The following is a 22875-nucleotide window of genomic DNA, read 5'->3' as shown; positions in this document are numbered from 1 at the left end:
CGGCCAGGGCCACCGCGAGCAGGACCGGGGACACCGCCCGGGCGATCGCCTGGCCCGCGGCGGCGGCCAGTCCGGCCCCGGCCGCGGCGAGCAGCAGCGCCCCCGCCCCGGCCGGCCCGGGCAGCGCGGTGAGCCCGGCCGTCGCCGCGGCGGGAACCGCGCAGAGTGCGGCGGCGGTGGCGAGCCGGTCGTCGTGGCGGCCGCGGTGGGCGACCACCAGCGCACCGACGGCGCCCACGGCGGCGAGTGCGCACGCCCACGGCCGCCACGGTCCGTCCACGGTGGACAGCACGGCGCCCGCGGCGGCCGTCGCCAGGACCGCCGCGGCGGTGCCGGACCAGCGCGCCGTCCCGGCGGCGTCGGCCGCCTCGCGCACCGCGCCGGCGACGGTCTCGGCGGCGTCGTCGAGGACGGGCGGCGCCGGCGCCGGGCGCGGCGGGCCCAGGTGCAGCAGCTCGCCCTCGCGGACGCCGAGCTCGTCGAGGGTGGCGGCCGCGGGCAGCGGTCCGCCCGCGGGCCCGGTGAACCGCCACGCCTGCGGGGTGTCCGCGGTGGCGCGGCCCAGCAGCTCACGCACCATCGGGACCAGCTCGGCGACGGCGACGTCGGCAGGCAGCGCCACGTCGAGGCGTCCGCGTGGGGTGTGCACCCCGACCCGGGTCCAGCGGCCGGGCACGGGCCCGGACGTGGCGGCGGACGTCGGGTCGCCGGGATCGGTCGCGGCCGGTACGGGCAGGACGGAGGTCACGAGCGGCTCCCTGACGGATCTCTCCGAACGGCCCCGGCGGGCCCGGGGCGGCTGCGAGTATCCGACGGTCCCGGTGCCGCCGTGGGCGTTCGGGAGAACCGTGAACGGGAGGAAGGCGATGGCGGGAACCGTCGGGGTGCGACGTCCGCGGCGCTCGGTGCCCGAGCTGCCCGGCGGCGAGCTGGTGCTCGAACCGCCGCCCGAGCCGGAGCGCCCGGTCCCCGGCGGCCTCGTGCAACGGCTGCTGCCGCTGGCGATGGTCGGCGGGGCGCTGCTGTTCGTCGTGCTGGGGCGCGGGGACACGAGCACGTGGCTGTTCGGCGGGATGTTCGCGTTGTCCGCGCTGGGCATGCTGGCCGGCGGCGGCCGCGGCGCCGGAGCACGCACCGCGACGATGGACGAGGACCGCCGCGACTACCTGCGTTACCTCGACGTCCTGGGCGGGCGGGCCCGCGCGATCGCCGCCGAGCAGCGGCACGCGCTGGAGACCGTGCACCCCGACCCGGCAGCCTGGCCGGACGTGCTCGCCGCGGACCGGCTGTGGGAGCGCCGCCCCGGCGACGACGACTTCGGCCGCCTGCGCGCCGGGCGCGGCACCCAGCGGCTCGCCACCCGGCTCACCGCGCCGCACACCGGTCCGATGGAGACACTCGAACCGCTGTCCGCACTGGCACTGCGCCGGTTCCTGCGCCGTTGGTCCACGGTGGACGATCTCCCGGTGGCCGTCGACACCCGCGCGTCGGCGACGATCTGGCTCGAGCCGGACCCGGACGCCGCACCGGTGCTCGACCTCGCCAGGGCCCTGGTCGCCCAGTACGTCACCTGGCACGGCCCCGACGACGCGCGGCTCGCCGTCGTCGCACCGGGGGGTGCGGCCGCGCGCTGGGAGTGGGCGAAGTGGCTGCCGCACGTGGCGCACCCGCGGCGCACCGACGCCGTCGGGCCGGTCCGGATGATCACCGACGACCCGGACCGAGTGCGGCGCTGGTGGGTGGACGAGCCGTCCGCGGCCCAGCAACACCTGCTCGTCGTGCTGGACGGTGCGGCCGACACCCCCGGTGCCTGGGCCGGGCTGCCCGGCGTCACGGTGCTGCGGCTGGGGCCCGCGGGCGGGCGCAGGCCCGCGGCGTCGGTGCTGCGCCTGGCCGCCGGCACCGGGCCCGACGGCGTGCGCACGCTGCGCCGGGGCGGGCCGGGCGGCCGGGAGGTCGGTGTCCCCGACGGGCTCGTCGTCGCCGAGGCACTGGCGCTGGCGCGGCGGCTCGCGCGCTACCGCCCGGACGGCACCGCCGACGTCGTTGCGTCCGGTGTGGACAGTTCGGCGGCCGGGCTGCCGTCGCTGCTCGGTCTGTCCACGACGGACTCCGGCGGCGTCGCGGTGCTGCGATCGCGACGGGGCCCCGCGGAGCGGCTGCGGGTCCCGCTGGGCACCGACGGCGGCGGCCGACCGGTGCTGCTCGACCTCAAGGAGTCCGCACAGGGCGGTGCGGGGCCGCACGGGCTGTGCATCGGCGCGACCGGCTCCGGCAAGAGCGAGCTGCTGCGCACGCTGGTCCTCGGGCTGGTCGCGACGCACACGGCCGAGGAGCTCAACCTGGTGCTCGTCGACTTCAAGGGCGGCGCGACGTTCCTCGGGCTCGCCGGGCTGCCGCACACCTCCGCGGTGATCACCAACCTGGCCGAGGAGCTGACCCTGGTCGACCGGATGGCCGACGCGCTCGCCGGGGAGATCACCCGTCGCCAGGAGGTGCTGCGCGCCGCGGGGAACCTGTCGTCGCTGGCCGAGCACGACGCGCTGCGTCGGGACGGGGCGCCGCTGGACCCGCTGCCGTCGCTGCTGGTCGTCGTGGACGAGTTCTCCGAGCTGCTCGCCCAGCGGCCGGAGATGATCGACCTGATGGTGACGATCGGCCGGCTCGGCCGTTCCCTCGGGATCCATCTGCTGCTGGCCTCGCAGCGCCTGGAGGAGGGCCGGCTGCGCGGCCTGGAGTCGCACCTGTCCTACCGGATCGCGCTGCGCACGTTCTCCGCCGCGGAGTCCCGCGCGGTGCTGGGCGTGCCCGACGCGCACCTGCTCCCACCGACGCCCGGCGCCGCGTACCTGTCCGCGGGCACCGACGAGCTCGTGCGCTTCCGGGCCGCCTACGTCTCCGGCCCGGACACCCCGCGCCTCGCGCGCCGGCGGGCCCCGGGGGCGCCGCGGGTCGCGCTGCCGTTCCGCGCGGGCCCGGTGGCGCTGCCCGCCTCGGCGCAGCTCCCGGCGCCGGACCCCGAGCCGGCACCCACCGGCACCGTTCTCGACCGCATCGCCGAGGCGGTGTCCGGGCCCGGCCCATGCGCGCACCGGGTGTGGCTGCCGCCGCTCGCGGAGCCGCCGCCGCTGCCGGTGGTGCTGGGCGACCCGCTGGTCCGGACCGGGCGGGGGCTGTGCGCGCCGGGGCCGGTGGGACGGCTCGCCGCGCCGATCGGTCTGGTCGACCGGCCCTACGCCCAGCGGCGCGACCCGCTGGTGCTGGACCTGTCCGGCGCGGCCGGGCACCTGGCCGTCGTCGGAGGGCCGCGGTCGGGGAAGTCGACCGCGCTGCGCACCGTCGTCACCGCGCTCGCGCTCACCCACACCCCGGCCGAGCTGGGCGTGCACGTGCTCGACCTGGGCGGCGGGACCCTGGCCCCGCTGGCCGGGCTGCCGCACGTCGGGACCGTCGCCGACCGTCGCGGCACCGACCTGGTGCGCCGGGTGGTGGCCGAGACCGTCGCCGCCGTCGACGAGCGCGAGCAGCTGTTCGCCGCGCACGGCGTCGCCGGGATCGAGGAGTTCCGGGCCCGGCGCGCCGCGGGCGGCTTCGCCGAGGTGCCCGCCACCGACCTGCTGCTGGTCGTCGACGGCTACGCGGCGCTGCGCGCCGGGTTCGAGGACCTGGACGAGAAGCTGACCGCGCTCGCCGCCCGCGGGCTCGCCTACGGCGTGCACCTCGCGCTGTCCGCGGCCCGCTGGGCCGAGATCCGGCCGGCGCTCAAGGACCAGCTCGGCAGCCGGGTCGAGCTGCGGCTGGGCGACCCGTCGGACTCCGAGGTGGACCGGCGTCGTGCCGCCGCCGTGCCGGCGCTGCCCGGGCACGGCCTGTCCGCCGACGGCGAGGCCACCGTCCTCGCCGCGCCCTGCCTGGTCCCCGGCACCGACCCCGCCCGGGCGATCGACGACGCCTGGGACGGCCCGTCGGTCGGCCCGGTGCGGCTGCTGCCCGCCCGGATCGAGGTCGCCGAGCTCCCGCCCGGACCGGGCCGCGGGCCCGCGTTCGGCGTCGACGAGGACCGGCTCGCCACCGTCGAGCTCGACCCGGACGAGCCGCACCTGCTCTGCTTCGCCGACTCCGGCGGCGGAAAGACGACGCTGCTGCGGACCCTCGCCCACGGCATCGCCGCGCGGTGGACGCCGGACCGGGCGCGGATCGTCGTCGTCGACCACCGGCGGACGCTGCTCGGCGGGATCCCGCAGAGCCACCTGCTCGCGCACACCTCCACCGCGCAGGCCACCACCGACGCCTGCGCCGAGATCGCGGGCTCCCTCGGACGGCGGCTGCCCGGTCCGGACGTCACCCCGGCCCAGCTGCGGGAACGGTCCTGGTGGAGCGGACCGGACGTGTGGCTGCTCGTCGACGACTACGACCTCGTCGTCCCCGCGGCCGGATCGACCGGGACGCACCCGCTGCTCGCGCTCGCCGAGTACCTGCCGCAGGCCCGCGACGTCGGGCTGCACGTCGTCCTCGCGCGGCGCACCGGCGGCGCCGGGCGGGCGCTGTTCGACCCGGTACTCGGGCGGCTGCGCGAGCTCGGCGCCCCCGGCCTGGTCGGCTCCGGCAGCCCCGACGAGGGTGCGCTGCTGGAGAAGGTCCGCCCCGGGCCGATGCCGCCGGGACGGGCCGTGCTGGTCGACCGGCGGGCCGGGGCACGCCGGGTGCAGCTGGCCTGGACCGAGCCGGGGTGAGCGGCGTCGCGGTCGCCGTGCACGACCGCCGCGACGCGGTGCTGCTCGCCGCCGCCGACGCCGGCGGGCTGCGCCTGGTCGCCGCGGCCCCACCCGGCACACCCCCGGCGACGGCCGTCGCGGACTTCTTCGGCGACGATCCGCCCGGCGTCGTCGTCCGGGTCGGGACGACGGCGGGCGGTGCCTTCCCCGGAGGTCCGCGGGTGCTGGTGGTCCCGGCCGCGGTCGCGGTGCTCGCGGCCGAACCGGAGCTGCCGGACGGGCCGGTCCTGGTCGTCGACGACGACGGCGCGACCCTCGTACGCGACGGGGTGCCGGAGCCGGTGGGGGAGCCGGGCACCGACCTGTCGGACCTCGCTGACCTCTCGGACCTCGCTGACCCGGCGGGTCTCGCGGCGCTCGTGCGGGCGACCGGTGCGAAGCTGGTCGTGGTCGCGGGGACGGTCGGCTCGCTCCTCGTGGCGGACGCCCCGGATCGGCGCGCCGGGTCCGGTGCCTGCCCGGACCGTCGGGGGGACGACCGTGGGCCGGGCCCCGAGGCGGCCGGGTGCGCGGACGGCCGGGACCCGGCGCGGCCCGCGGATCGTGCCGGGGCCCGGCTGCCCCGCCCGGTGCTGCCCTGCCCGGTGCGTGTCGCCGGGCTGCGTCCCGCCGGCGGCGAGCCCTGGGGGCCGGAGGCGGCGGCGGTGGTCGGTGCGGCCGTGCTCGGGGCCGGTGTGTCCACCGACACCGGGCCGGACACCTGGCCGGGCTCAGGGCCGGGCACCGAGCTCGGTCCGGCCTCCGGTGCCGACCCCGACCCCGGCCCCGGCCAGGGCGCCGGCCGCGCCGCCCCCTGGCCCGGTGACCCCGGCGCGGGAGCGGGCCCGGCGGAGCCGGGACCGGCCGGGGCACCCGTCCCCGCCACCCCGCTCGCGGACGGCCCGGACCGGGCCCGGGCGGCGATCGTCGTCGCCGGTGTGCTGGGCGCGGTCCTGCTCGGCGCCGGGCTGCTCCTGGCGGGCCCGCACCCGGCGCCACCGGCCGGGGCGACGGTCGTCCAGTACGGCTACGCCGCCACCCTGCCCATCGGCTGGGAGCACACTGGCGGTGACCCGCAGCGTCGACGGGTGCTGCTCACCCCGGTCGGCAGCCCCGACGGTGCCGACCTGCTCGTGCTGGAGCGCAGCCCGCTGGGCTACGACGCCGGACGCGAGCCCGACCGTGCCCGTCGCGAGCTCGCCGCACTCGTCGGCGGGGAGGGCCCGGCGAGCGCGACGGTCGGCGGGCGGCCGGTCCTGCGGTGGAGCGAGGACCCCGGCGACGGGACCGTCGTCGACTGGCACGTCGTGTTCGACGGCTCCGACCAGCTCGTCGCCGGGTGCCGCAGGCCCGCCGGCGCCCCGGTCGCGCCCGCCTGCGCCGAGGTCGTCGCCTCGCTGCACCGGGTGCGGTGACCCGGGCGGCGTTCCCGGTCGCGAACGGTCCGCGCCGTTCGGCCACGGCGGCCCGGCCGCCCTGCCACTGTGCGCGGGCCGGGGACACCGCGTCCCCGGGCCTGGTCGCCGGACACCCGACCGGCCGGGCGACGGGACGGGGACGAGGTGGGGTCCATGGCCGACGGGTTCGGTACGACGACCGAGGAGATGGTGCGCGCGGCGGGCCAGGTGCGGGCGGTGAGCGACGCCGTCAACGGCGAGCTCGCCCGCCTGCGCAGCCAGCTGGGGCCGCTGCAGGGGCAGTGGTCCGGCAGCGCGGCGACGGCGTTCGCCCAGCTGATGGCCAAGTGGGACACCGAGGCACGGCGGCTGAACGAGGCGCTCGGCGCGATTGGTGAGCAGCTCGGCGGCACGGCGACGACGTACCAGCAGCAGGAGGACCAGAACCGCACCGCCATCACGTCGGTGCTCGGGTGAGGGGGAGCTACATCGTGGGATCCGAGATCAAGGTCACCTTCAGCGCGCTCGAGCGGGCGTCGGCCGACACCGTCGCGACGACCGCGCGCATCAACTCCCAGCTCGAGGACCTGCGGCGCTACCTGGCGCCGATGGTCGGGACCTGGACCGGTGACGCGGCCAGCACCTACCAGGCGTCGCAGCAGAAGTGGGACACCTCGGCGGCCGAGCTGACCACCACCCTGGGCACCATCGGGAAGCTGGTCGGCCAGGCCGGTCAGAACTACCGCGACACCGAGCAGGCGAACCGGGCCCGGTTCGCCTGACCCCCGGTCCGGGGGCCCGGACGACCCCCTTGCGTCCGCCCCCGGAACCGGCGGGTACCCTTGGCTCTCGTTGTGCAGCGGTGGAGACCCGCGGGCGCCGTCCTCCGGCGACAGCGGCGGGATCGAGCGTCCCTCCGGCGTCCACCAGCAGCACGCTGAGGAACCAGAGACTAGAGAGTGGGCCGGAACCCGTGCGGACGGCCCACCAGCCGAGAACGACGACGAGGTAGATCCGTGCCCACGTACAGCCCCAAGCCCGGCGACATCCAGCACGCCTGGCACGTGATCGACGCCGAGGACGTGCGCCTCGGTCGGCTCGCCACCCACGCTGCCACGCTGCTGCGCGGGAAGCACAAGCCGACCTACGCCCCGCACGTCGACAACGGCGACTTCGTGGTCATCGTGAACGCGGAGAAGATCTCGGTGTCCGGCAACAAGCGGGCCGACAAGTTCGTCTACCGCCACTCCGGCTTCCCGGGTGGCCTCCGCCAGCGCTCCGTCGGCGAGATGATCGACAGCCAGCCCGACCGCCTCGTCGAGAAGGCGATCAAGGGCATGCTGCCGAAGAACCGCCTCGGCCGCGCCATGGCCAAGAAGCTGAAGGTCTACGCCGGCCCGGCGCACCCGCACGAGGCCCAGAAGCCGCAGCCGTTCGAGATCAAGCAGGTCAGCCAGTGACCACCCCGAGCAACGAAGAGGGACAGCCCGTGACCAGCCCCGAGAACGGACCCGACGAGGTCGTCGACGCGGTCGAGACCGAGGGTGCGGCCGCCGAGGCGACCGAGACCGAGGCCACCGAGACCGAGGTCGCCGACGTCGACTACACCATCGGTGACGCCGCCGACTTCGACGCCGACGAGTTCGCCGCCGAGGCCCCCGTGCTGGGCGACCGCCCGGTCCAGACCGTCGGCCGCCGCAAGGAGGCCGTCGTCCGCGTCCGGCTGCTGCCGGGCACCGGCGGGTTCACCCTGAACGGCAAGCCGCTCGAGGTGTACTTCCCGAACAAGCTGCACCAGCAGATCGTGAAGGAGCCGCTCGTCCTCGTCGAGAAGACCGAGCGCTTCGACATCTTCGCCAACCTCAAGGGTGGCGGCACCGCGGGTCAGGCCGGCGCTCTGCGTCTGGCGATCGCCCGTGCGCTGGTCGAGCTGGACTCCGAGGACCGCCCGCCGCTGAAGAAGGCCGGCTGGCTGACCCGTGACGCCCGCGCCGTCGAGCGCAAGAAGTACGGCCTCAAGAAGGCCCGTAAGGCGCCCCAGTACTCCAAGCGCTGATCGCACACCGGATGCCTCGTCTCTTCGGAACCGACGGCGTCCGGGGCCTGGCCAACGGCGAACTCCTCACTCCGGAGTTCGCCGTTGGTGTCTGTGCCTCGGCCGCCCGCACGCTCTCGAACGGCTCCGGCCGCCGGCCCCTCGCGGTCGTCGGACGCGACCCCCGCGCGAGCGGCGAGATGCTCGAGGCCGCGGTCGTCGCCGGGCTCACCTCGGCCGGCGCGGACGCGATCCGGGTCGGCGTGCTGCCGACCCCGGGCGTCGCGCACCTGGTCGCCGAGACCGGCGCCGACCTCGGCGTGATGATCTCCGCGTCGCACAACCCGATGCCCGACAACGGCATCAAGCTCTTCGCCGCGGGCGGTCACAAGCTGCCCGACGACGTCGAGGACGCGATCGAGCAGCAGTTCGCCGAGGGTCTCGGTGCCCGACCGACCGGTGACGGCATCGGCCGGGTCTGGGACGCGCCGGACGCCACCGACGTCTACGTCGCGCACCTGCTGTCCGCCGCACCGGGCTCGCTGTCCGGGCTGCGCGTGGTCGTCGACTGCGCACACGGCGCCGCGGCGCTGGCCGCGCCGGAGGCCTACCGGCAGGCGGGCGCCGACGTGATCGCGCTGCACGCCGAGCCGGACGGTCTCAACATCAACGACGGCGTCGGGTCCACCCACCTGGACCTGCTGCGGTCCGCGGTCCTGGAGCACGGCGCCGATCTCGGCATTGCCCACGACGGTGACGCCGACCGCTGCCTGGCCGTCGACGCGACCGGGGCGGTCGTCGACGGTGACCGGATCATGGCGGTGCTGGCACTCGCCATGCGCGAGGCCGGCGAGCTCGCGCACGACACGCTCGTCGCCACGGTGATGAGCAACCTGGGCCTGCACATCGCCATGCGCGAGGCCGGGATCACCCTGGACACCACCAAGGTCGGCGACCGCTACGTGCTGGAACGGCTGCGCGAGGGCGGGTTCACCCTCGGCGGCGAGCAGTCCGGGCACGTGGTGCTGCCGGGCCACGCCACGACCGGCGACGGTCTGCTCACCGCCCTGCGGCTGATGTCGCGGGTCGCGCAGACCGGCACCCCGCTGGCCGAGCTGGCCTCGGTGGTCACGGTGCTGCCGCAGGTGCTGCGCAACGTGCCCGTCGCGGACAAGGACGCGGTCGCCGCGTCGGCGGACGTGGCCGAGGCCGTCGCGAAGGCCGAGGCGGAGCTGGGCGACACCGGCCGGGTGCTGCTGCGCCCGTCGGGCACCGAGCAGCTCGTCCGCGTGATGGTCGAGGCGCCCAGCGAGGACGAGGCCGATGCTGTCGCGGGCCGGCTGGCCGAGATCGTCGCCGCCGCGCGCTGACCGACGCACGCCGATCGGGGCCGTCACCCACACCGGGTGGCGGCCCCGACGTCGTCCGGCCGGCCTGCCGCGACTCCGGTTCGCGATGGCGAACCGGATCCGCGCGTCCGGGCCCGCCGGCGCGGGCCCGTCGCCATGCTGGGGCGATGCGACCGGACGTGCGGCGGGACCCCGATGCGCTCGACCGCGCGGCCCGCGGGCTGGCGGACCTGGCTGCCGGGCTGACCGAGGCCCCCGCGACCGGCCCCGGTGACGGGGACCGCGCGGTCCGGCTGCGGCGGGTCGCGGACGAGCTGGCGTCGCTGGCCGACGCGGTCCGGCGCGCCGCGGCCACCGCCCGGGTGGCGGACACCGCCGCGGCCACCGCGTTCCGGGACGCCCCCGACCCCCGGCACGGGCCCGGCCCCGGCGGGGCGCGACCGTGCTGACCGGCGGCCCGGACGCCGGCGCCGCGGACCAGGCCACGGCCCTGCGGGCGCTGGTGGACCGGCTCGACGACACCGCTGGTCTGCTCGCCGGGATCCGCGCCGCCGTCGCCGCCGCGTGGGACGACCCGGCCGGGGAGGCGGTGACGGCCCGGCTCGACCTCGTCGGGCGCGAGGTGGGCCGGCTGGCCGACGAGGCCGCGCGCGACGCGACCCGGGCGGAGGACGCCGTCCCCGGCATGCGGCTGCCCGGTCTCACCGGGACGCGCGTCACCGACCGCCGCGGTCCTGTGGCCCCCTCGCTCGCCGGCCCGTACGAGCGGTGAGCAGGCGGAACGGCCTCAGAGATCCGAGGCCACCAGGTCCGCCTCGATCCCCGCGGCGGCCTCCAGCAGGCGCGGCAGGTGCCGCCCGGTCAGCTCCTCCCGCGAGGCCACGCCGACGTGGGTGGACACGTTGACCGCGGCGATCACCCGCCCCGACCGGTTCCGCACCGGCGCGGCGATCCCCCGCAGGCCGTCCTCGAGCTCCCGTTCCACCAGCGCCCAGCCCTGCTCCCGCGCGGCGACGACCGCCTCGCGCAGGGCCGCCACGTCGCGCACCGTGTGGTCGGTGCGCCGCTGCACCGTCACCGACGCCAGGTGCGCGTCGAGCTCGTCGTCGGGCAGGCCGGCCAGCAGCACCCGGCCCATCGACGTCGCCCACGCCTCGTACCGGGTGCCGACGGTGATGCGCAGCCCGCTCAACCGGGAGCTCTGCGCCAGGGCCAGGTACACGACGTCCGGCCCGTCGAGCTCGGTGAGCGACGCGGTCTCCCGCAGCTCGTAGGACATCGCCTGCAGGTGTGGCAGCGCGACGTCGACCAGCGACAGTCCGGACAGGTAGGCGTAGCCGAGCTCCAGCACCCGCGGCGTCAGCTCGAAGCGGTCCCGCCCGGAGCGGCGCGCGTAGCCGAGGTCGACGAGCGTCAGCAGCAGCCGCCGGGCCGTCGCCCGGTCCAGGTCGGTGCGGGACGCGACCTCGCTCAGCGTCATCGACGGCGTGTCCGGCCCGAACGCGCGGACCACCCGGAACGCCCGCTCCACCGCCCGCACGAAGTGGCGTTCCTGGCCGGCCGGCTCCGCCGTCATCGGACCCCTCTCCCGTCGGACGCCCGACCCTACCGGCGGGCCGGAAGCGCCCCGGTCTTGCGACCAGTGCTCGGCGCGCCGTACGGCTGTGCGCACAGCACACGAGTGTGCGCACAGCGCACAACGCAAGGACGCGTACAGGAGAAGGTCATGACACAGGTGTCATCAGCCCAGCCGCCGGGCGCACCGGCCGGAGCACGGCGTGCCGCTGCCGGCTCGTTCGTCGGCGCCGTCGTCGAGTGGTACGACTTCCTCCTCTACGGGGTCGTCGCCGCACTCGTCTTCGGCCCGCTGTTCTTCCCGAGCGAGAGCCCCACCGCCGGCGCGCTGGCCGCGTTCGCGACCTTCGGCATCGGGTTCCTGTTCCGCCCGCTCGGCGGGATCGTGTTCGGCCACCTCGGCGACCGGATCGGCCGCAAGCGCACCCTGGTCTGGACGATCGCGATCATGGGCATGACGACGGCGGCGATCGGCCTGCTGCCGACCTTCGACCAGGTCGGCTACCTGGCCCCGGTCCTGCTCGTCGCGCTGCGCTGCGTGCAGGGCCTCGCTGTCGGCGGGGAGTGGGCCAGCGCCGCGCTGCTCGCCGTCGAGCACGCCCCGAAGCGGTGGAAGGCGCTGTACTCCAGCGGTGTGCAGGTCGGCTACTCGGTCGCGCTGCTGATGGTGAACGGCTTCGTCGCGATCCTGGTCGCGGTCATGAGCGAGACCGCCTTCGAGACCTGGGGATGGCGCATCCCGTTCTTCTTCGGCCTGCTGCTGACGCTGGTCGGGCTGTGGATCCGGTCCGGCGTCGACGAGTCCGAGACGTTCAAGAAGGCTGCCGCCGCGCAGGCCGCCGAGCCCGTCGAGAAGCAGAAGCTGCCGGTGCTGGAGGCCCTGCGCCGCCACCCCGGCGCCTTCGTCAAGATCGTCGCGCTGCGTCTGGCCGAGCTGCTGACCATGTACATCGTCGTGACGTTCGCGCTGGCCTACGCCACCGAGCAGTACGGCTTCACCCGTGGCTTCATGCTCGGTGTCGGGCTGCTCGTCGGCGGGCTCGGGATCATCACCATCCCGCTGTTCGGCTGGCTGTCCGACCGCTACGGACGCCGCCCCGTCTACCTGGTCGGCGCCGTCGTCGCGGTACTCGCGTCAGTGCCGTTCTTCGTCGCGATGGAGCAGGGCTCGGCGGTGCTGCTGGTGCTGTGCGCCGTGCTGCTGGTCAACATCGGCCACGACGCGATCGTCAGCGTGCAGCAGCCGCTGTTCACCGAGATGTTCGGCGCCCGGCACCGCAACAGCGGCGCGGGCCTGGGCTACCAGCTCGCCAGCGTGGTCGGCGGCGGGTTCACCCCGTTCATCGCGACGGCGCTGGTCGCGGTCGGCGGCGGCAGCTGGTACCTGGTCGCGGCCTACCTCTGCGGCGGCTGCCTGATCTCGCTGCTCGTCGCGTCCTTCATGAGCTACGCACCCCACGCCGAGAGCGAGGAGGCACCGGCCACCCCGGTGGCCTCGCGTTCCTGACCGCACCCGACGACCCGGGAGACCCTCATGTCGACCACCTCCACCGCCCCCGCCCCCGCCACCACCGTGGCCGTGCGGCTCACCGGCCTCGCCCGCGTCGACACCGGTCGCACCGGTACCGGCTCGGGTCGCACCGATACCGGCTCCGGCCGCGCCGACACCGGCTCCGGTGGCCTCGACACCGCTCCCGGCCGTCTCGACGTCGTTCCGGTCGCGGCGCCGGAGCCCGGGCCGGGCGAGGTCCTCGTGCGGGTCACGGCGGTCGGGCTGTGCGGCACCGACCTGGCCGTCCGCAGCGGCGCCCGGCCGGTCCCGGAGCTGCCGTGGACGGTCGGGCACGAGGGCGGCGGACGGGTGGTCGCCGTCGGCGCGGGCGTCGACCCGGGCCGGGTCGGCGAGATCGTCGTGGTCGAGCCGAACCTCGCCTGCGGACGCTGCCGGTTCTGCGTCGCGGGCCGCACGTCGGCCTGCCCGGACCGGCGCAGCCTCGGGGTGAACGCGCCGGGCCTGCTCGCCGGACTCGTCGCCGTCCCGGCCGGGTACGCCCACGCCCTGCCGGCCGGGCTCGACCCGGCGACGGCCGAACGGGTCGTCGCCTGCGTGGAGCCGTGGGTGGTGACCCGGGCCGCGCTCCGCCGGGCCGCACCGGAACCGGGATCGCGCTGCCTGGTCGTCGGGGCGGGCAGCCAGGGCACCCTGCTGTGCCTGAGCCTGCTCGCGGCCGGGCACGTCCCGGTCGTCGCCGAGCCGCACGACGGGCGCCGGCGGCGCGCGGTGGATCTCGGCGCCGAGGAGCTCGTCCCCGGCGAGGTGTTCGGGACGGTGTTCGAGACCTCCGGCGCCCCCGCCGCCTGGCCGACGGCCGTCGCCGCGGTCGACCGGGCCGGGACGTTGCTGCTCATCGGGCAGCACGACGGCGAGTCACCGGTGAACACACACGACCTGGTGCAGCGGCAGGTGACCGTCACCGGGTCGCTGATCTACGACCACCCCGGCGACTTCGCCGGTGCGCTCGCGGACCTGCCCGCCGTCGCCGACGCCCTGGTGGGGCTCATGGAGCCCGAGCCGTTCGCGCCGGACCGGGCCGCCGCCGCGTTCGACGCCGTCGCCACCGCCGACCGGAAGGTCTGGCTGGCGCCCTGAGCCGCCGCCGGGACGTGTCCGCGCGCTGATCCGCGCCCCGCGCGCGTCCGGACGCGCGCGGGCGGCGGATCACCGCGCGAGGTGCGGATCTCCGCGCGGGCGGCGGATCCCTGTGTCGGCGGACCTGTGCGGGCGCGGGGCGGAGGGGTCAGCGGCCGATGCCGAGGAGCCCGGACGGCTGCTGGTCCTGCTCGTCGTCGGGCTGCGGGGTGAGGTCCACCAGCGGGGCCCCGGGCACGTTCCCCGAGGTCAGGGAGGACACGCGCTTCTCGTTCTGCAGCTCCTGCATGAGGAACGCGGTCACCAGTGCCCGGGTGATCTTCCGGGTCCGGTGCTGCGGGCGGTTCTGCAGCAGGAAGCTCGTCCAGTGCCTGCCCTCGCAGAACCCGAGGTGCCCGGCCTTCTCGATCTCGCGCAGCGTCACGTCGGTGCCGGCCTCGTGCTGGGGGGTGGCGATCCGCTGCGCGTGTCCCTCCATCGGGGCCAGCGAGTCGACCGCGGCGGCCAGGTGCAGCGTCGGGACGGTCACCGCGGCGGCCGCCTCGATCGCGGACGGCTTCACCTCCGACGCGGCGAGGGTCACCAGCGCGCCGAGGCGCTCGCGCCGGGCCGCGGCGAGGACGGCCGCGCCGCCCCCGGTGCCGTGCCCGACCAGGGCGGTCTTGCGGGCGTCGACGCTGACGTGACCGTCGCCGAGCCGGACACCGACGCACACGTCCAGGACGGTGTTCAGGTCCGAGGCGAACTGGGCGATGCTCGGGACCGGGCCGCGCTGGGTGTTCGGCGCGGCGGCGACGAACCCCCAGGTCGCGAGGTGTCGCAGCAGCTCGTGGTAGCGATGCGCGGGCTGCAGCCACGCGTGCCCGACGACCACGGCGGGCAGCTGGTAGCCCTCCGCGGGGGTGTAGACGATGCCCGGCAGGCCGATCAGCCCCAGGTCGCCGTACTTCACCGGGTTCGGCCCCGGACGCGACAGCACACCGAGGGCGTCCTTGGCCCCCTTCGTCGACGGGGGGCGGGTCACGCTGGTCCGGGCCACGGACGGCACCGTACCGGTGCAGGTCACCGCGTGCCCGCCTCGCACGGGCGCCCGGCGTGGCGCCGGTCGCACCCGTCGCCCGAAGATCGGCAACCGGGCGTCGATACGCTCAGCCTTATGTGTGGCATCGTCGGTTACGTCGGTCATCGGTCCGCACTCGGCGTCGTCCTCGGCGGCCTGCGACGACTGGAGTACCGCGGTTACGACTCCGCCGGCGTCGCGCTGCCGGACGGCGGTGAGCTGCTGGTCGAGCGCAAGGCGGGCGCCCTGGCCAACCTGGAGGCACGCCTCGACGAGATCGGGCGGGACCGGTTCACCGGGACCTCGGGCATCGGGCACACGCGGTGGGCGACGCACGGCCCGCCCACCGACCGCAACGCCCACCCGCACCGCAGCAGCGACGGCAGGCTCGCGGTCGTCCACAACGGCATCATCGAGAACTTCCTGGAGTTGCGGGCCGAGCTGGAGGCGCAGGACATCTGGGCGGAGTCCGACACCGACACCGAGACCGCCGCGCACCTGGTCGCGCTCGCCTACGCCCACGGTGACACCGCCGGGGACCTCCCGGCCTCGGTGCGCGCCGTCGCGCGGCGGCTGGAGGGCGCGTTCACCCTCGTCGTGACCCACGCCGACGAGCCGGACCGGATCGTCGCCGCCCGCCGCAACTCCCCGCTGGTGCTCGGCATCGGCGACGGCGAGACGTTCCTGGCCTCCGACGTCGCGGCGTTCATCGAGTTCACCCGCTCCGCGGTCGAGCTCGGCCAGGACCAGGTCGTCACGATCACCCGGGACGGCTACGAGGTCACCGACTTCGTCGGGGAGCCCGTGGCGGTCAACCCGTTCGAGGTGACCTGGGACCTCGCGGCCGCCGAGAAGGGCGGTCACGACTACTTCATGCTCAAGGAGATCGAGGAGCAGCCGACCGCGATCGCCGACACCCTGCGCGGCCACCTGGTCGACGGGCGCATCGTGCTCGACGAGCAGCGGCTCACCGACCAGGAGCTGCGCGACGTCGACAAGGTCTTCGTCGTCGCCTGCGGCACCGCCTACCACTCCGGTCTGCTCGCGAAGTACGCGATCGAGCACTGGACCCGGATCCCGGTCGAGATCGAGCTGGCCAGTGAGTTCCGCTACCGCGACCCGGTGCTGGACCGCTCGACGCTGGTCGTCGCGATCTCCCAGTCCGGCGAGACCGCGGACACCCTGGAGGCGCTGCGCCACGCCAAGGAGCAGAAGGCCAGGGTGCTGGCCATCTGCAACACCAACGGGGCACAGATCCCGCGCGAGTCCGACGCGGTGATCTACACCCACGCGGGCCCGGAGATCGGCGTCGCCGCGACGAAGACGTTCACCGCCCAGGTCGCGGCGAACTACCTGGTCGGCCTGGCCCTGGCGCAGGCGCGCGGCACCAAGTACCCGGACGAGGTGGTCCGCGAGTTCGAGGAGCTGGAGGCCATCCCGGCGGCCGTCGCCCAGGTGCTGGAGTCCCTCGGCGAGGCCCGCGCGCTCGGGCAGGAGCTGGCGCCGTCGAAGGCGGTGCTGTTCCTGGGGCGGCACGTCGGCTACCCGGTGGCGCTGGAGGGCGCGCTCAAGCTCAAGGAGCTCGCCTACATGCACGCCGAGGCGTTCGCCGCCGGCGAGCTCAAGCACGGCCCGATCGCGCTGATCGAGGACGGGCTGCCGGTCGTGGTGGTGATGCCGTCGCCGAAGGGGCGCGCGGTGCTGCACTCCAAGCTGCTGTCCAACATCCAGGAGATCAAGGCGCGCGGTGCCCGCACCGTGGTGCTCGCCGAGGCCGGCGACGAGACGGTGCGGCCCTTCGCCGACCACCTCTTCGAGCTGCCCGCGGTACCGACGCTGCTGCAGCCGCTGGTCGCCACGATCCCGCTGCAGGTCATCGCGGCCGAGATCGCCCGGGCCCGCGGCTACGACGTCGACAAGCCCCGCAACCTGGCGAAGTCGGTCACCGTCGAGTGATCACCGGTCGGGGAGCGGAGCGCTCGCGACGCGGGCGCCCCGCTCCACGACCGTCGGACACGGGCGCCCGGCGCTAGCCTCGCGGCCATGCACGCGCTCCACACCGCGGACCAGGTACGGGCGGCCGAGGCGGCCATGATGCGCACCGTCGGCGACGGGGTGCTGATGCGCCGGGCCGCGGCCGGGCTCGCCCACCACGTCGGCGAGTTCCTCGGCTCCACCTACGGCCGCCGGGTGGTGCTGCTCATCGGGGCGGGTGACAACGGCGGCGACGCGCTGTGGGCCGGCGCCGGGCTGCGCCGCCGGGGCGCGCACGTCACCGCGGTGCTGCTGGCCCCGGACCGCGCGCACCCGGAGGGTCTGGCCGCGCTGCGCCGGGCCCGCGGGCGGGTACTGGCCCTGACCCCCTCCGCCCCGGCCGCCGACCCCGGGGGCACCGGGGCGGGGACCCCGGTCGCCGCCGGTGCCGGCGGGCTCGACGCGGCGCGGGCGCTGGTGGCCGGCGCCGACGTCGTCGTGGACGGGATCGTCGGGATCTCCGGGCGCGGTGCGCTGCGCGACCCGGCGCCGGAGCTGGTCGCCGCCGCCGACGGGGCCGGCGTGCCGATCGTGGCCTGCGACCTGCCCTCCGGGGTCGACGGCGACACCGGGGCGACCGACGGGCCGCACGTGCGCGCCGCGCTGACGGTCACCTTCGGCACCCGCAAGCCGGTGCACGCCCTCGCCGCGCCGCTGTGCGGGCCGGTGCGGCTGGTGGACTTCGGGCTCGGGCCCTTCCTGGAGGGGGTCGAGCCGCACGCCCGGGTGCTGTCCGACGCCGACGTCGGCGACCGGTGGCCCGTCCCCGGGCCGGACGACGACAAGTACAGCCAGGGCGTCGTCGGGATCGCGGCCGGGTCGGCCACCTACCCGGGCGCCGCCGTCCTCGCCGCGGGCGCCGCGGCCCTGGCCACCTCCGGGATGGTGCGCTTCGCCGGGTCCGCCGCCGACGAGGTCCGCAGGCACTGGCCGGAGATCGTCGCCACCGGGGACATCACCGACGCCGGACGCACCCAGGCCTGGGCGGTCGGGCCGGGGCTCGGCACCGGTGGGCAGGGCCTGGCCGTGCTGGAGGAGGCACTGGGCCGGGAGGTGCCGCTCTGCCTCGACGCCGACGCGATCACCCTGCTCGCACAGCACGCGCACCTGCGGGACCGGATCCACGGCGAGCCCGTCGTGCTCACCCCGCACGCGGGGGAGTTCGCCCGGATCGCGGGCGAGGTCGGGCCCGACCGGATCGGCGCCGCCCGCCGCGCCGCCGCCGACCTCGGGGTGACGGTGCTGCTGAAGGGGAACGCGACCGTCGTCGCCGCACCGGACGGACGGGTGCTGGTCGACCCCGCCGCGGACTCCTGGGCCGCGACCGCGGGCTCCGGCGACGTGCTCACCGGCATGATCGGCGCGCTGCTCGCCGCCGGGCTCGACCCGTGGTGGGCGGCGGGCTGCGCGACGCTGGTGCACGCCCGCGCCGCGACGGCGGCCGCCCGCGAGCACGGCCTGCCGCCGGTCCCGGCTCCGGCGTCGGCGATGCAGGCGGCGATCCCGGTCGCGCTGCGGGCGGTGCGGGCGGCCGCAGCCCCGTACTGAAGCGGCACACCGGCGGACCTGCGCCGGGAGCGGGTTGTTAGCGTTCCGCGCGTGCCGAAGATCCTGACCAGCCTCCCCGTCGGCGAGCGCGTCGGCATCGCCTTCTCCGGTGGCCTCGACACCTCCGTCGCGGTCGCCTGGATGCGCGAGAACGGCGCGGTCCCCTACGCGTACACCGCCGACCTCGGACAGCCCGACGAGCCCGACCTCGTCGCCGTCCGCGAGCGCGCGCTGGAGTACGGCGCCGAGGCCGCCCGCGTCGTCGACTGCCGCCGCGCGCTGGTCGACGAGGGCATCGCCGCGATCGCCTGCGGTGCCTTCCACATCCGCGCCGGCGGGATGCCCTACTTCAACACCACCCCGATCGGCCGCGCCGTCACCGGCACGCTGCTGGTCCGCGCCATGGCCGACGACGGCGTCTCCATCTGGGGCGACGGCTCGACCTTCAAGGGCAACGACATCGAGCGGTTCTACCGCTACGGCCTGCTCGCCAACCCGGCCCTGCGGATCTACAAGCCGTGGCTGGACGAGGCGTTCGTCGACCAGCTCGGTGGCCGCGCGGAGATGAGCGCCTGGCTGGGGGAGCGCGAGCTGCCCTACCGGGACTCCGCGGAGAAGGCGTACTCGACCGACGCCAACATCTGGGGCGCCACCCACGAGGCGAAGAAGCTGGAGCACCTCGACACCTCGATCGAGATCGTCGAGCCGATCATGGGCGTGCGGTTCTGGGACCCGGCCGTCACGGTCGAGACCGAGGACGTCACCGTCGAGTGGGAGTCCGGTCGCCCGGTCGCGATCAACGGTGTCCGCTACGACGACCCGGTCGCGCTGGTCGCCGAGGCCAACCGGATCGGTGGCCGGCACGGCCTGGGCATGACCGACCAGATCGAGAACCGGATCATCGAGGCCAAGAGCCGGGGCATCTACGAGGCCCCGGCGATGGCGCTGCTGTTCGTCACCTACGAGCGCCTGGTCTCCGCGATCCACAACCACGACTCGCTGTCGGCCTACGAGGAGCAGGGCCGCCGCCTGGGCCGGCTGCTCTACGAGGGCCGCTGGTTGGAGCCGCAGTCGCTGATGCTGCGCGAGTCCCTGACCCGCTGGGTCGGCAACGCGGTCACCGGCTCGGTCACCCTGCGGCTGCGCCGCGGCAACGACTGGTCGGTGCTCGACACCCGCGGCCCCGCCCTGGCCTACGCCGAGGACCGGCTGTCGATGGAGCGCGTCGAGGACGCCCCGTTCACCCCGGGCGACCGCATCGGCCAGCTCACCCTGCGCAACCTGGACCTGGCCGACTCCCGCGCCAAGCTGGAGCAGTACTCGGCCACCGGGATGCTCGGCGGCGAGTTCGGCACCTTCGTCGGCGAGGTCGAGGCCGGGCGTGCGGCGGAGATCACCGCGACGCCGTCGGACCCCGACGCCGAGCAGGCAGAGGAGTCCCTCGACCGGGCCGCGATGGAGGCCGGGAACGACTGAGCCGGGCGCAGGACCGGGCCCCGTCGGGCCGGGATGCGATGATCGGGGCCGTGTCACCCACGACCGACCACGCTCCCGGCCCGGGACCCGGACGCACGTACGGGCCCGGCCACGGTCGCGTCCCCGGCGCACCGGCGGCCGAGGCGGTGGTCGACCTCGACGCCGTCCGGCACAACACCCGGTACCTGTCCGGTCTCGCCTCGGGCGCCGAGACGATGGTCGTGGTCAAGGCCGACGGCTACGGCCACGGCGCCGCCGCCGTCGCCCGGGCGGCGCTCTCGGCAGGGGCGACCCGGCTCGGCGTCGCCACCCTGGACGAGGCGCTCGCGCTGCGTGCCGAGGGGGTCGACGCGCCGCTGCTGTCCTGGCTGCACCTGCCCGACGAGAACTTCGCCGCCGCCGTCGCCGCCGGGGTGGAGCTGTCGGTGTCCGGCCGTGAGCACCTCGCCGCGGTGCTGGCCGGTGCCCGCGCCGCGGGCCGCAGGGTCCGGCTGCACCTCAAGGCCGACACCGGGCTGTCGCGCAACGGCTGCCCGCCCGGCGAGTGGCCCGCCCTGCTCGACGCCGTCGCGGACGGGGTCGCCGACGGCACCTGCGAGGTCGCGGCCGTCTGGTCGCACCTCGCCGCCGCCGACGAGCCGGGCCAGCCCGCCGTCGACAGCCAGGCCGCGCGGCTGCACGCCGCCGCCGCGCTCGCCCGGGACCGCGGGTTCGCACCGCAGCTGCACCTGTGCAACTCCGCGGGCCTGATGACCCGCCCCGACCTGCACCTCGACGTCGTCCGGCCGGGGATCGCCGTCTACGGCCTCGACCCGATCGCCGACCCCGCCGACAGCCCGCTGCGCCCGGCGATGACGCTGCGCGGCCGGGTCGCGCTCACCAAGACCGTCGAGCCGGGCGAGGGCGTGTCCTACGGCCACGAGTGGGTCGCCCGCGAGCCCCGCACGCTGGCACTGGTGCCGCTGGGCTACGCCGACGGCGTCCCGCGCCGCCTCAACGACGGCGGTCGGATGCGCGTGCGCATCGGCGGCACCGTCCGGCCGGTCGCCGGGCGGGTCTGCATGGACCAGTTCGTCGTCGACTGCGGTCGGCCGGGGACGCTGCCGGTCGCGATCGGCGACCCGGTCGAGCTGTTCGGCACCGGCACCGAGGGCGGCCCGACCGCCCGCGAGTGGGCCGACGAGCTGGGCACCATCCACTACGAGATCGTCACGGGCGTCCGGGGGCGGGTCCGCCGCACGGTGACCGACGGGCGCGGGGGAGTCGCATGAGCCGCAGGGGATGGACCGTCGCCGGGATCGCGGGCGGTGTGGTCGGCGCGGCGGGCGCCGCGGCCGGGGTCGGTGTCGCCGCGCAGCGACGCAAGATCGCCGCCACCCGCCGCAGCCTGGCCACCGAGATGTCCGCGCACGCCGAGACGCCGCCGGGCACCGTCGGCGAGGAGATGTCGGTGATGGCCGACGACGGCATCCGCATCGCCTGCGAGGTGGTCGCGCCGGCCGACGGCTCGGAGCCCGCGCTGACCGTCGTGCTCGTGCACGGGTTCGCCCTCGACCGGCGCACCTGGCAGGAGCAGCGGCCGCACCTGGCCGGGCTGACCGGCCCGTCGGTGCGGATGGTGCTCTACGACCAGCGCAGCCACGGCCGCTCCGAGCGGGCGCCCGCGGACTCCTGCACGATCGACCAGCTCGGCCGCGACCTCGACGCGGTGATCCGCTCGCTGGCTCCCGAGGGGCCACTGGTGCTGGTGTCGCACTCGATGGGCGGCATGACCGTGATGGCGCTGGCCGAGCAGCACCCCGAGCTGTTCCACGAGCGCGTCGCCGGGGTGGCGCTGGTGTCGACCTCGGCGGGGGAGATGGCGTCCTCGGGGCTGCCGGGGACGTTCCTGTCCCGGCGCAACCCGATCATCCGGACCCTCGGTGGGCTCGCCGCGTGGCAGCCCGGCCTGGTCGAGACGGGCCGGCGCGCGCTGGGCGACATCATCTGGATGTTCACCAAGCGCTTCGCCTACGGCGACCGCCAGGTCGACCCGCGGATGGTCGACCTCGTCGACACGATGATCGACTCGAACGCCGTCGGCGCGCTCACCGACTTCGTCGACACCCTCGGCACCCACGACCGGCTCGCGGCGCTGCCCGGCCTGTCCGGCTGCGAGGTGCTCGTCCTGGCGGGCGACGGCGACCGGATCATCCCGTGGCGGCACAGCGAGGTCATCGCCGAGGCGATCCCGACCGCACGGCTCGTGCGGCTGCCCGGGGTCGGGCACATGCCGATGCTGGAGCAGCCCGAGGTCGTCGACGCCGAGCTGGACGGGCTGATCGCCCGCACCACCGAGCGCACCGCGGGCGGCGAACTGCGGGCCAAGCGGCCGCCGCAGGTCACCGACGCGACCGAGGACGACCAGGCCGCGGCGGGCGGCAGCGCCCTGCAGGGACTGCTGCGCAGCGCGGGCCGGGTCCGCCGGGGCAGCCGCGTCCCGGCCAGGGCCGGGCGGTCCCGGAAGAAGGACCGGCCGTGATCCCCGCTCCCGGCGCGGACGCCGTCGTCGCGGAGCTGCCGACCGTCGCCGACACCGAGTCCTTCGGCGAGACGGTCGGCCGCGAGCTGGTCGCCGGCGACGTGGTGCTCCTGGCCGGTCCGCTCGGCGCGGGCAAGACCGCCCTGGTCCGCGGCCTGGCCCGCGGGCTCGGGGTGACCGGCACGGTGGCCTCGCCGACGTTCGTGATCGCCCGTGAGCACCCCTCCGCGGGCGACGGCCCGGCGCTGGTGCACGTCGACGCCTACCGGCTGGGCGGTCCCGACGGGGACGTGGACGTGGCGGCCGAGCTGGACGACCTCGACCTCGACACCGAGCTGGACCGCGCGGTCGTCGCCGTCGAATGGGGCGTCGGGGTCGCGGAGCGGCTCGCCGGGTCCGCGGTGACGATCGCCCTGGAGCGCCGCGACGACGACACCCGGGTCGCGACGCTGCGCCGTACCGCGCGTCCGTAGGCT

At 76.2% G+C, this 22875-nt stretch carries 20 protein-coding genes; 17 read left to right on the top strand and 3 right to left on the bottom strand.

From position 1 onward, the window contains the following. Positions 1-748 (bottom strand): EsaB/YukD family protein (locus tag Ae505Ps2_RS32410; protein ID WP_212567605.1); only part of this gene is annotated, 748 nt, incomplete at its 3' end. A 118-nt stretch (positions 749-866) separates the two neighbouring features. Here Ae505Ps2_RS32410 and eccCa point away from each other — a divergent pair. The 9 genes from eccCa (at position 867) to Ae505Ps2_RS02895 (ending at position 10307) form a co-directional block, all read left to right on the top strand. Then, positions 867-4733 carry a type VII secretion protein EccCa gene (gene eccCa, locus Ae505Ps2_RS02935; protein WP_075310168.1) on the top strand — a complete coding sequence of 1289 codons (3867 nt, stop codon included), beginning with the start codon at positions 867-869 and terminating at the stop codon, positions 4731-4733. Beyond that, positions 4730-6169 (top strand): type VII secretion-associated protein, encoded by a 1440-nt coding sequence (locus Ae505Ps2_RS02930; RefSeq protein ID WP_075553392.1) that lies wholly within the window; start codon positions 4730-4732, stop codon positions 6167-6169. Before eccCa ends, Ae505Ps2_RS02930 begins: the two co-directional genes overlap by 4 nt. Positions 6170-6325: 156 nt before the next feature. Further along, positions 6326-6628, top strand: coding sequence for a WXG100 family type VII secretion target (locus tag Ae505Ps2_RS02925; RefSeq protein ID WP_075310172.1), 303 nt, complete (start codon positions 6326-6328; stop codon positions 6626-6628). A 14-nt stretch (positions 6629-6642) separates the two neighbouring features. Continuing rightward, a complete protein-coding gene (locus Ae505Ps2_RS02920; protein WP_075312780.1) occupies positions 6643-6933 on the top strand; it encodes a WXG100 family type VII secretion target in 291 nt (96 codons plus the stop codon). A gap of 234 nt (positions 6934-7167) precedes the next feature. After that, positions 7168-7611: a 50S ribosomal protein L13 gene (gene rplM / locus Ae505Ps2_RS02915; protein WP_020622762.1), complete on the top strand. Its 444-nt coding sequence runs from the start codon at positions 7168-7170 to the stop codon at positions 7609-7611. Between the two features lie 29 nt (positions 7612-7640). After that, positions 7641-8207 carry a 30S ribosomal protein S9 gene (gene rpsI / locus Ae505Ps2_RS02910; protein ID WP_073576859.1) on the top strand — a complete coding sequence of 189 codons (567 nt, stop codon included), beginning with the start codon at positions 7641-7643 and terminating at the stop codon, positions 8205-8207. Between the two features lie 11 nt (positions 8208-8218). Then, positions 8219-9556, top strand: coding sequence for a phosphoglucosamine mutase (gene glmM, locus Ae505Ps2_RS02905; RefSeq protein WP_075310174.1), 1338 nt, complete (start codon positions 8219-8221; stop codon positions 9554-9556). Between the two features lie 146 nt (positions 9557-9702). Then, positions 9703-9984, top strand: coding sequence for a hypothetical protein (locus Ae505Ps2_RS02900; RefSeq protein ID WP_075553391.1), 282 nt, complete (start codon positions 9703-9705; stop codon positions 9982-9984). Then, complete coding sequence (locus Ae505Ps2_RS02895) at positions 9978-10307, top strand: hypothetical protein (RefSeq protein WP_075333887.1); 330 nt, start codon at positions 9978-9980, stop codon at positions 10305-10307. The genes Ae505Ps2_RS02900 and Ae505Ps2_RS02895 overlap by 7 nt, the downstream gene beginning before the upstream one ends. 15 nt (positions 10308-10322) lie before the next feature. On the opposite strand, the gene Ae505Ps2_RS02890 is transcribed toward Ae505Ps2_RS02895, so the two are convergent. After that, positions 10323-11111 carry an IclR family transcriptional regulator C-terminal domain-containing protein gene (locus Ae505Ps2_RS02890; RefSeq protein ID WP_020624595.1) on the bottom strand — a complete coding sequence of 263 codons (789 nt, stop codon included), beginning with the start codon at positions 11109-11111 and terminating at the stop codon, positions 10323-10325. Positions 11112-11261: 150 nt separating this feature from the next. Here Ae505Ps2_RS02890 and shiA point away from each other — a divergent pair, with 150 nt between their 5' ends. After that, on the top strand, positions 11262-12617 hold the full coding sequence (shiA, locus tag Ae505Ps2_RS02885) for a shikimate transporter (RefSeq protein ID WP_020624596.1): 1356 nt from the start codon (positions 11262-11264) through the stop codon (positions 12615-12617). 27 nt (positions 12618-12644) lie between these two features. Beyond that, entirely contained in the window at positions 12645-13760 is a 1116-nt protein-coding gene (locus tag Ae505Ps2_RS02880) for an alcohol dehydrogenase catalytic domain-containing protein (RefSeq protein WP_084786189.1), read from the top strand. A 148-nt stretch (positions 13761-13908) separates the two neighbouring features. Here the strand turns inward: Ae505Ps2_RS02880 and Ae505Ps2_RS02875 are convergent, their stop codons facing one another. Next, the gene (locus Ae505Ps2_RS02875; RefSeq protein ID WP_249265211.1) at positions 13909-14799 is read right to left on the bottom strand and encodes a dienelactone hydrolase family protein; all 891 of its coding nucleotides are present in this window, start codon (positions 14797-14799) and stop codon (positions 13909-13911) included. A gap of 117 nt (positions 14800-14916) precedes the next feature. Here Ae505Ps2_RS02875 and glmS point away from each other — a divergent pair, with 117 nt between their 5' ends. The 6 genes from glmS (at position 14917) to tsaE (ending at position 22872) form a co-directional block, all read left to right on the top strand. Beyond that, positions 14917-16776: a glutamine--fructose-6-phosphate transaminase (isomerizing) gene (glmS, locus tag Ae505Ps2_RS02870; protein ID WP_075310182.1), complete on the top strand. Its 1860-nt coding sequence runs from the start codon at positions 14917-14919 to the stop codon at positions 16774-16776. 87 nt (positions 16777-16863) lie between these two features. Continuing rightward, positions 16864-18402 (top strand): NAD(P)H-hydrate dehydratase, encoded by a 1539-nt coding sequence (locus Ae505Ps2_RS02865; protein ID WP_075553389.1) that lies wholly within the window; start codon positions 16864-16866, stop codon positions 18400-18402. Between the two features lie 51 nt (positions 18403-18453). Next, positions 18454-19878 (top strand): argininosuccinate synthase, encoded by a 1425-nt coding sequence (argG, locus tag Ae505Ps2_RS02860; protein WP_075310186.1) that lies wholly within the window; start codon positions 18454-18456, stop codon positions 19876-19878. 146 nt (positions 19879-20024) lie between these two features. Further along, positions 20025-21149: an alanine racemase gene (gene alr / locus Ae505Ps2_RS02855; RefSeq protein WP_075312782.1), complete on the top strand. Its 1125-nt coding sequence runs from the start codon at positions 20025-20027 to the stop codon at positions 21147-21149. Continuing rightward, positions 21146-22399 carry an alpha/beta hydrolase gene (locus tag Ae505Ps2_RS02850; protein WP_075310188.1) on the top strand — a complete coding sequence of 418 codons (1254 nt, stop codon included), beginning with the start codon at positions 21146-21148 and terminating at the stop codon, positions 22397-22399. The genes alr and Ae505Ps2_RS02850 overlap by 4 nt, the downstream gene beginning before the upstream one ends. Then, complete coding sequence (tsaE, locus tag Ae505Ps2_RS02845; RefSeq protein ID WP_075310190.1) at positions 22396-22872, top strand: tRNA (adenosine(37)-N6)-threonylcarbamoyltransferase complex ATPase subunit type 1 TsaE; 477 nt, start codon at positions 22396-22398, stop codon at positions 22870-22872. The genes Ae505Ps2_RS02850 and tsaE overlap by 4 nt, the downstream gene beginning before the upstream one ends. Positions 22873-22875 lie beyond the last annotated feature (3 nt).

Origin of the sequence: Pseudonocardia sp. Ae505_Ps2 (genome assembly GCF_001932425.1) — a bacterium.
Taxonomy (GTDB): Bacteria; Actinomycetota; Actinomycetes; order Mycobacteriales; family Pseudonocardiaceae; genus Pseudonocardia.
The sequence above is the reverse complement of the archived record's forward strand: the minus strand, read 5'-3'. Positions and strand labels throughout refer to the sequence as shown.

Bases quoted from the DNA above. Each gene is read 5' to 3' on its own strand.
- Ae505Ps2_RS02850 (WP_075310188.1), top strand. From the start codon at position 21,146: ATGAGCCGCAGGGGATGGACCGTCGCCGGGATCGCGGGCGGTGTGGTC.
- Ae505Ps2_RS02900 (WP_075553391.1), top strand. From the start codon at position 9,703: ATGCGACCGGACGTGCGGCGGGACCCCGATGCGCTCGACCGCGCGGCC.
- Ae505Ps2_RS02865 (WP_075553389.1), top strand. From the start codon at position 16,864: ATGCACGCGCTCCACACCGCGGACCAGGTACGGGCGGCCGAGGCGGCC.
- Ae505Ps2_RS02890 (WP_020624595.1), bottom strand. From the start codon at position 11,111: ATGACGGCGGAGCCGGCCGGCCAGGAACGCCACTTCGTGCGGGCGGTG.
- Ae505Ps2_RS02880 (WP_084786189.1), top strand. From the start codon at position 12,645: ATGTCGACCACCTCCACCGCCCCCGCCCCCGCCACCACCGTGGCCGTG.
- eccCa (WP_075310168.1), top strand. From the start codon at position 867: ATGGCGGGAACCGTCGGGGTGCGACGTCCGCGGCGCTCGGTGCCCGAG.
- glmM (WP_075310174.1), top strand. From the start codon at position 8,219: ATGCCTCGTCTCTTCGGAACCGACGGCGTCCGGGGCCTGGCCAACGGC.
- glmS (WP_075310182.1), top strand. From the start codon at position 14,917: ATGTGTGGCATCGTCGGTTACGTCGGTCATCGGTCCGCACTCGGCGTC.
- shiA (WP_020624596.1), top strand. From the start codon at position 11,262: ATGACACAGGTGTCATCAGCCCAGCCGCCGGGCGCACCGGCCGGAGCA.
- Ae505Ps2_RS02925 (WP_075310172.1), top strand. From the start codon at position 6,326: ATGGCCGACGGGTTCGGTACGACGACCGAGGAGATGGTGCGCGCGGCG.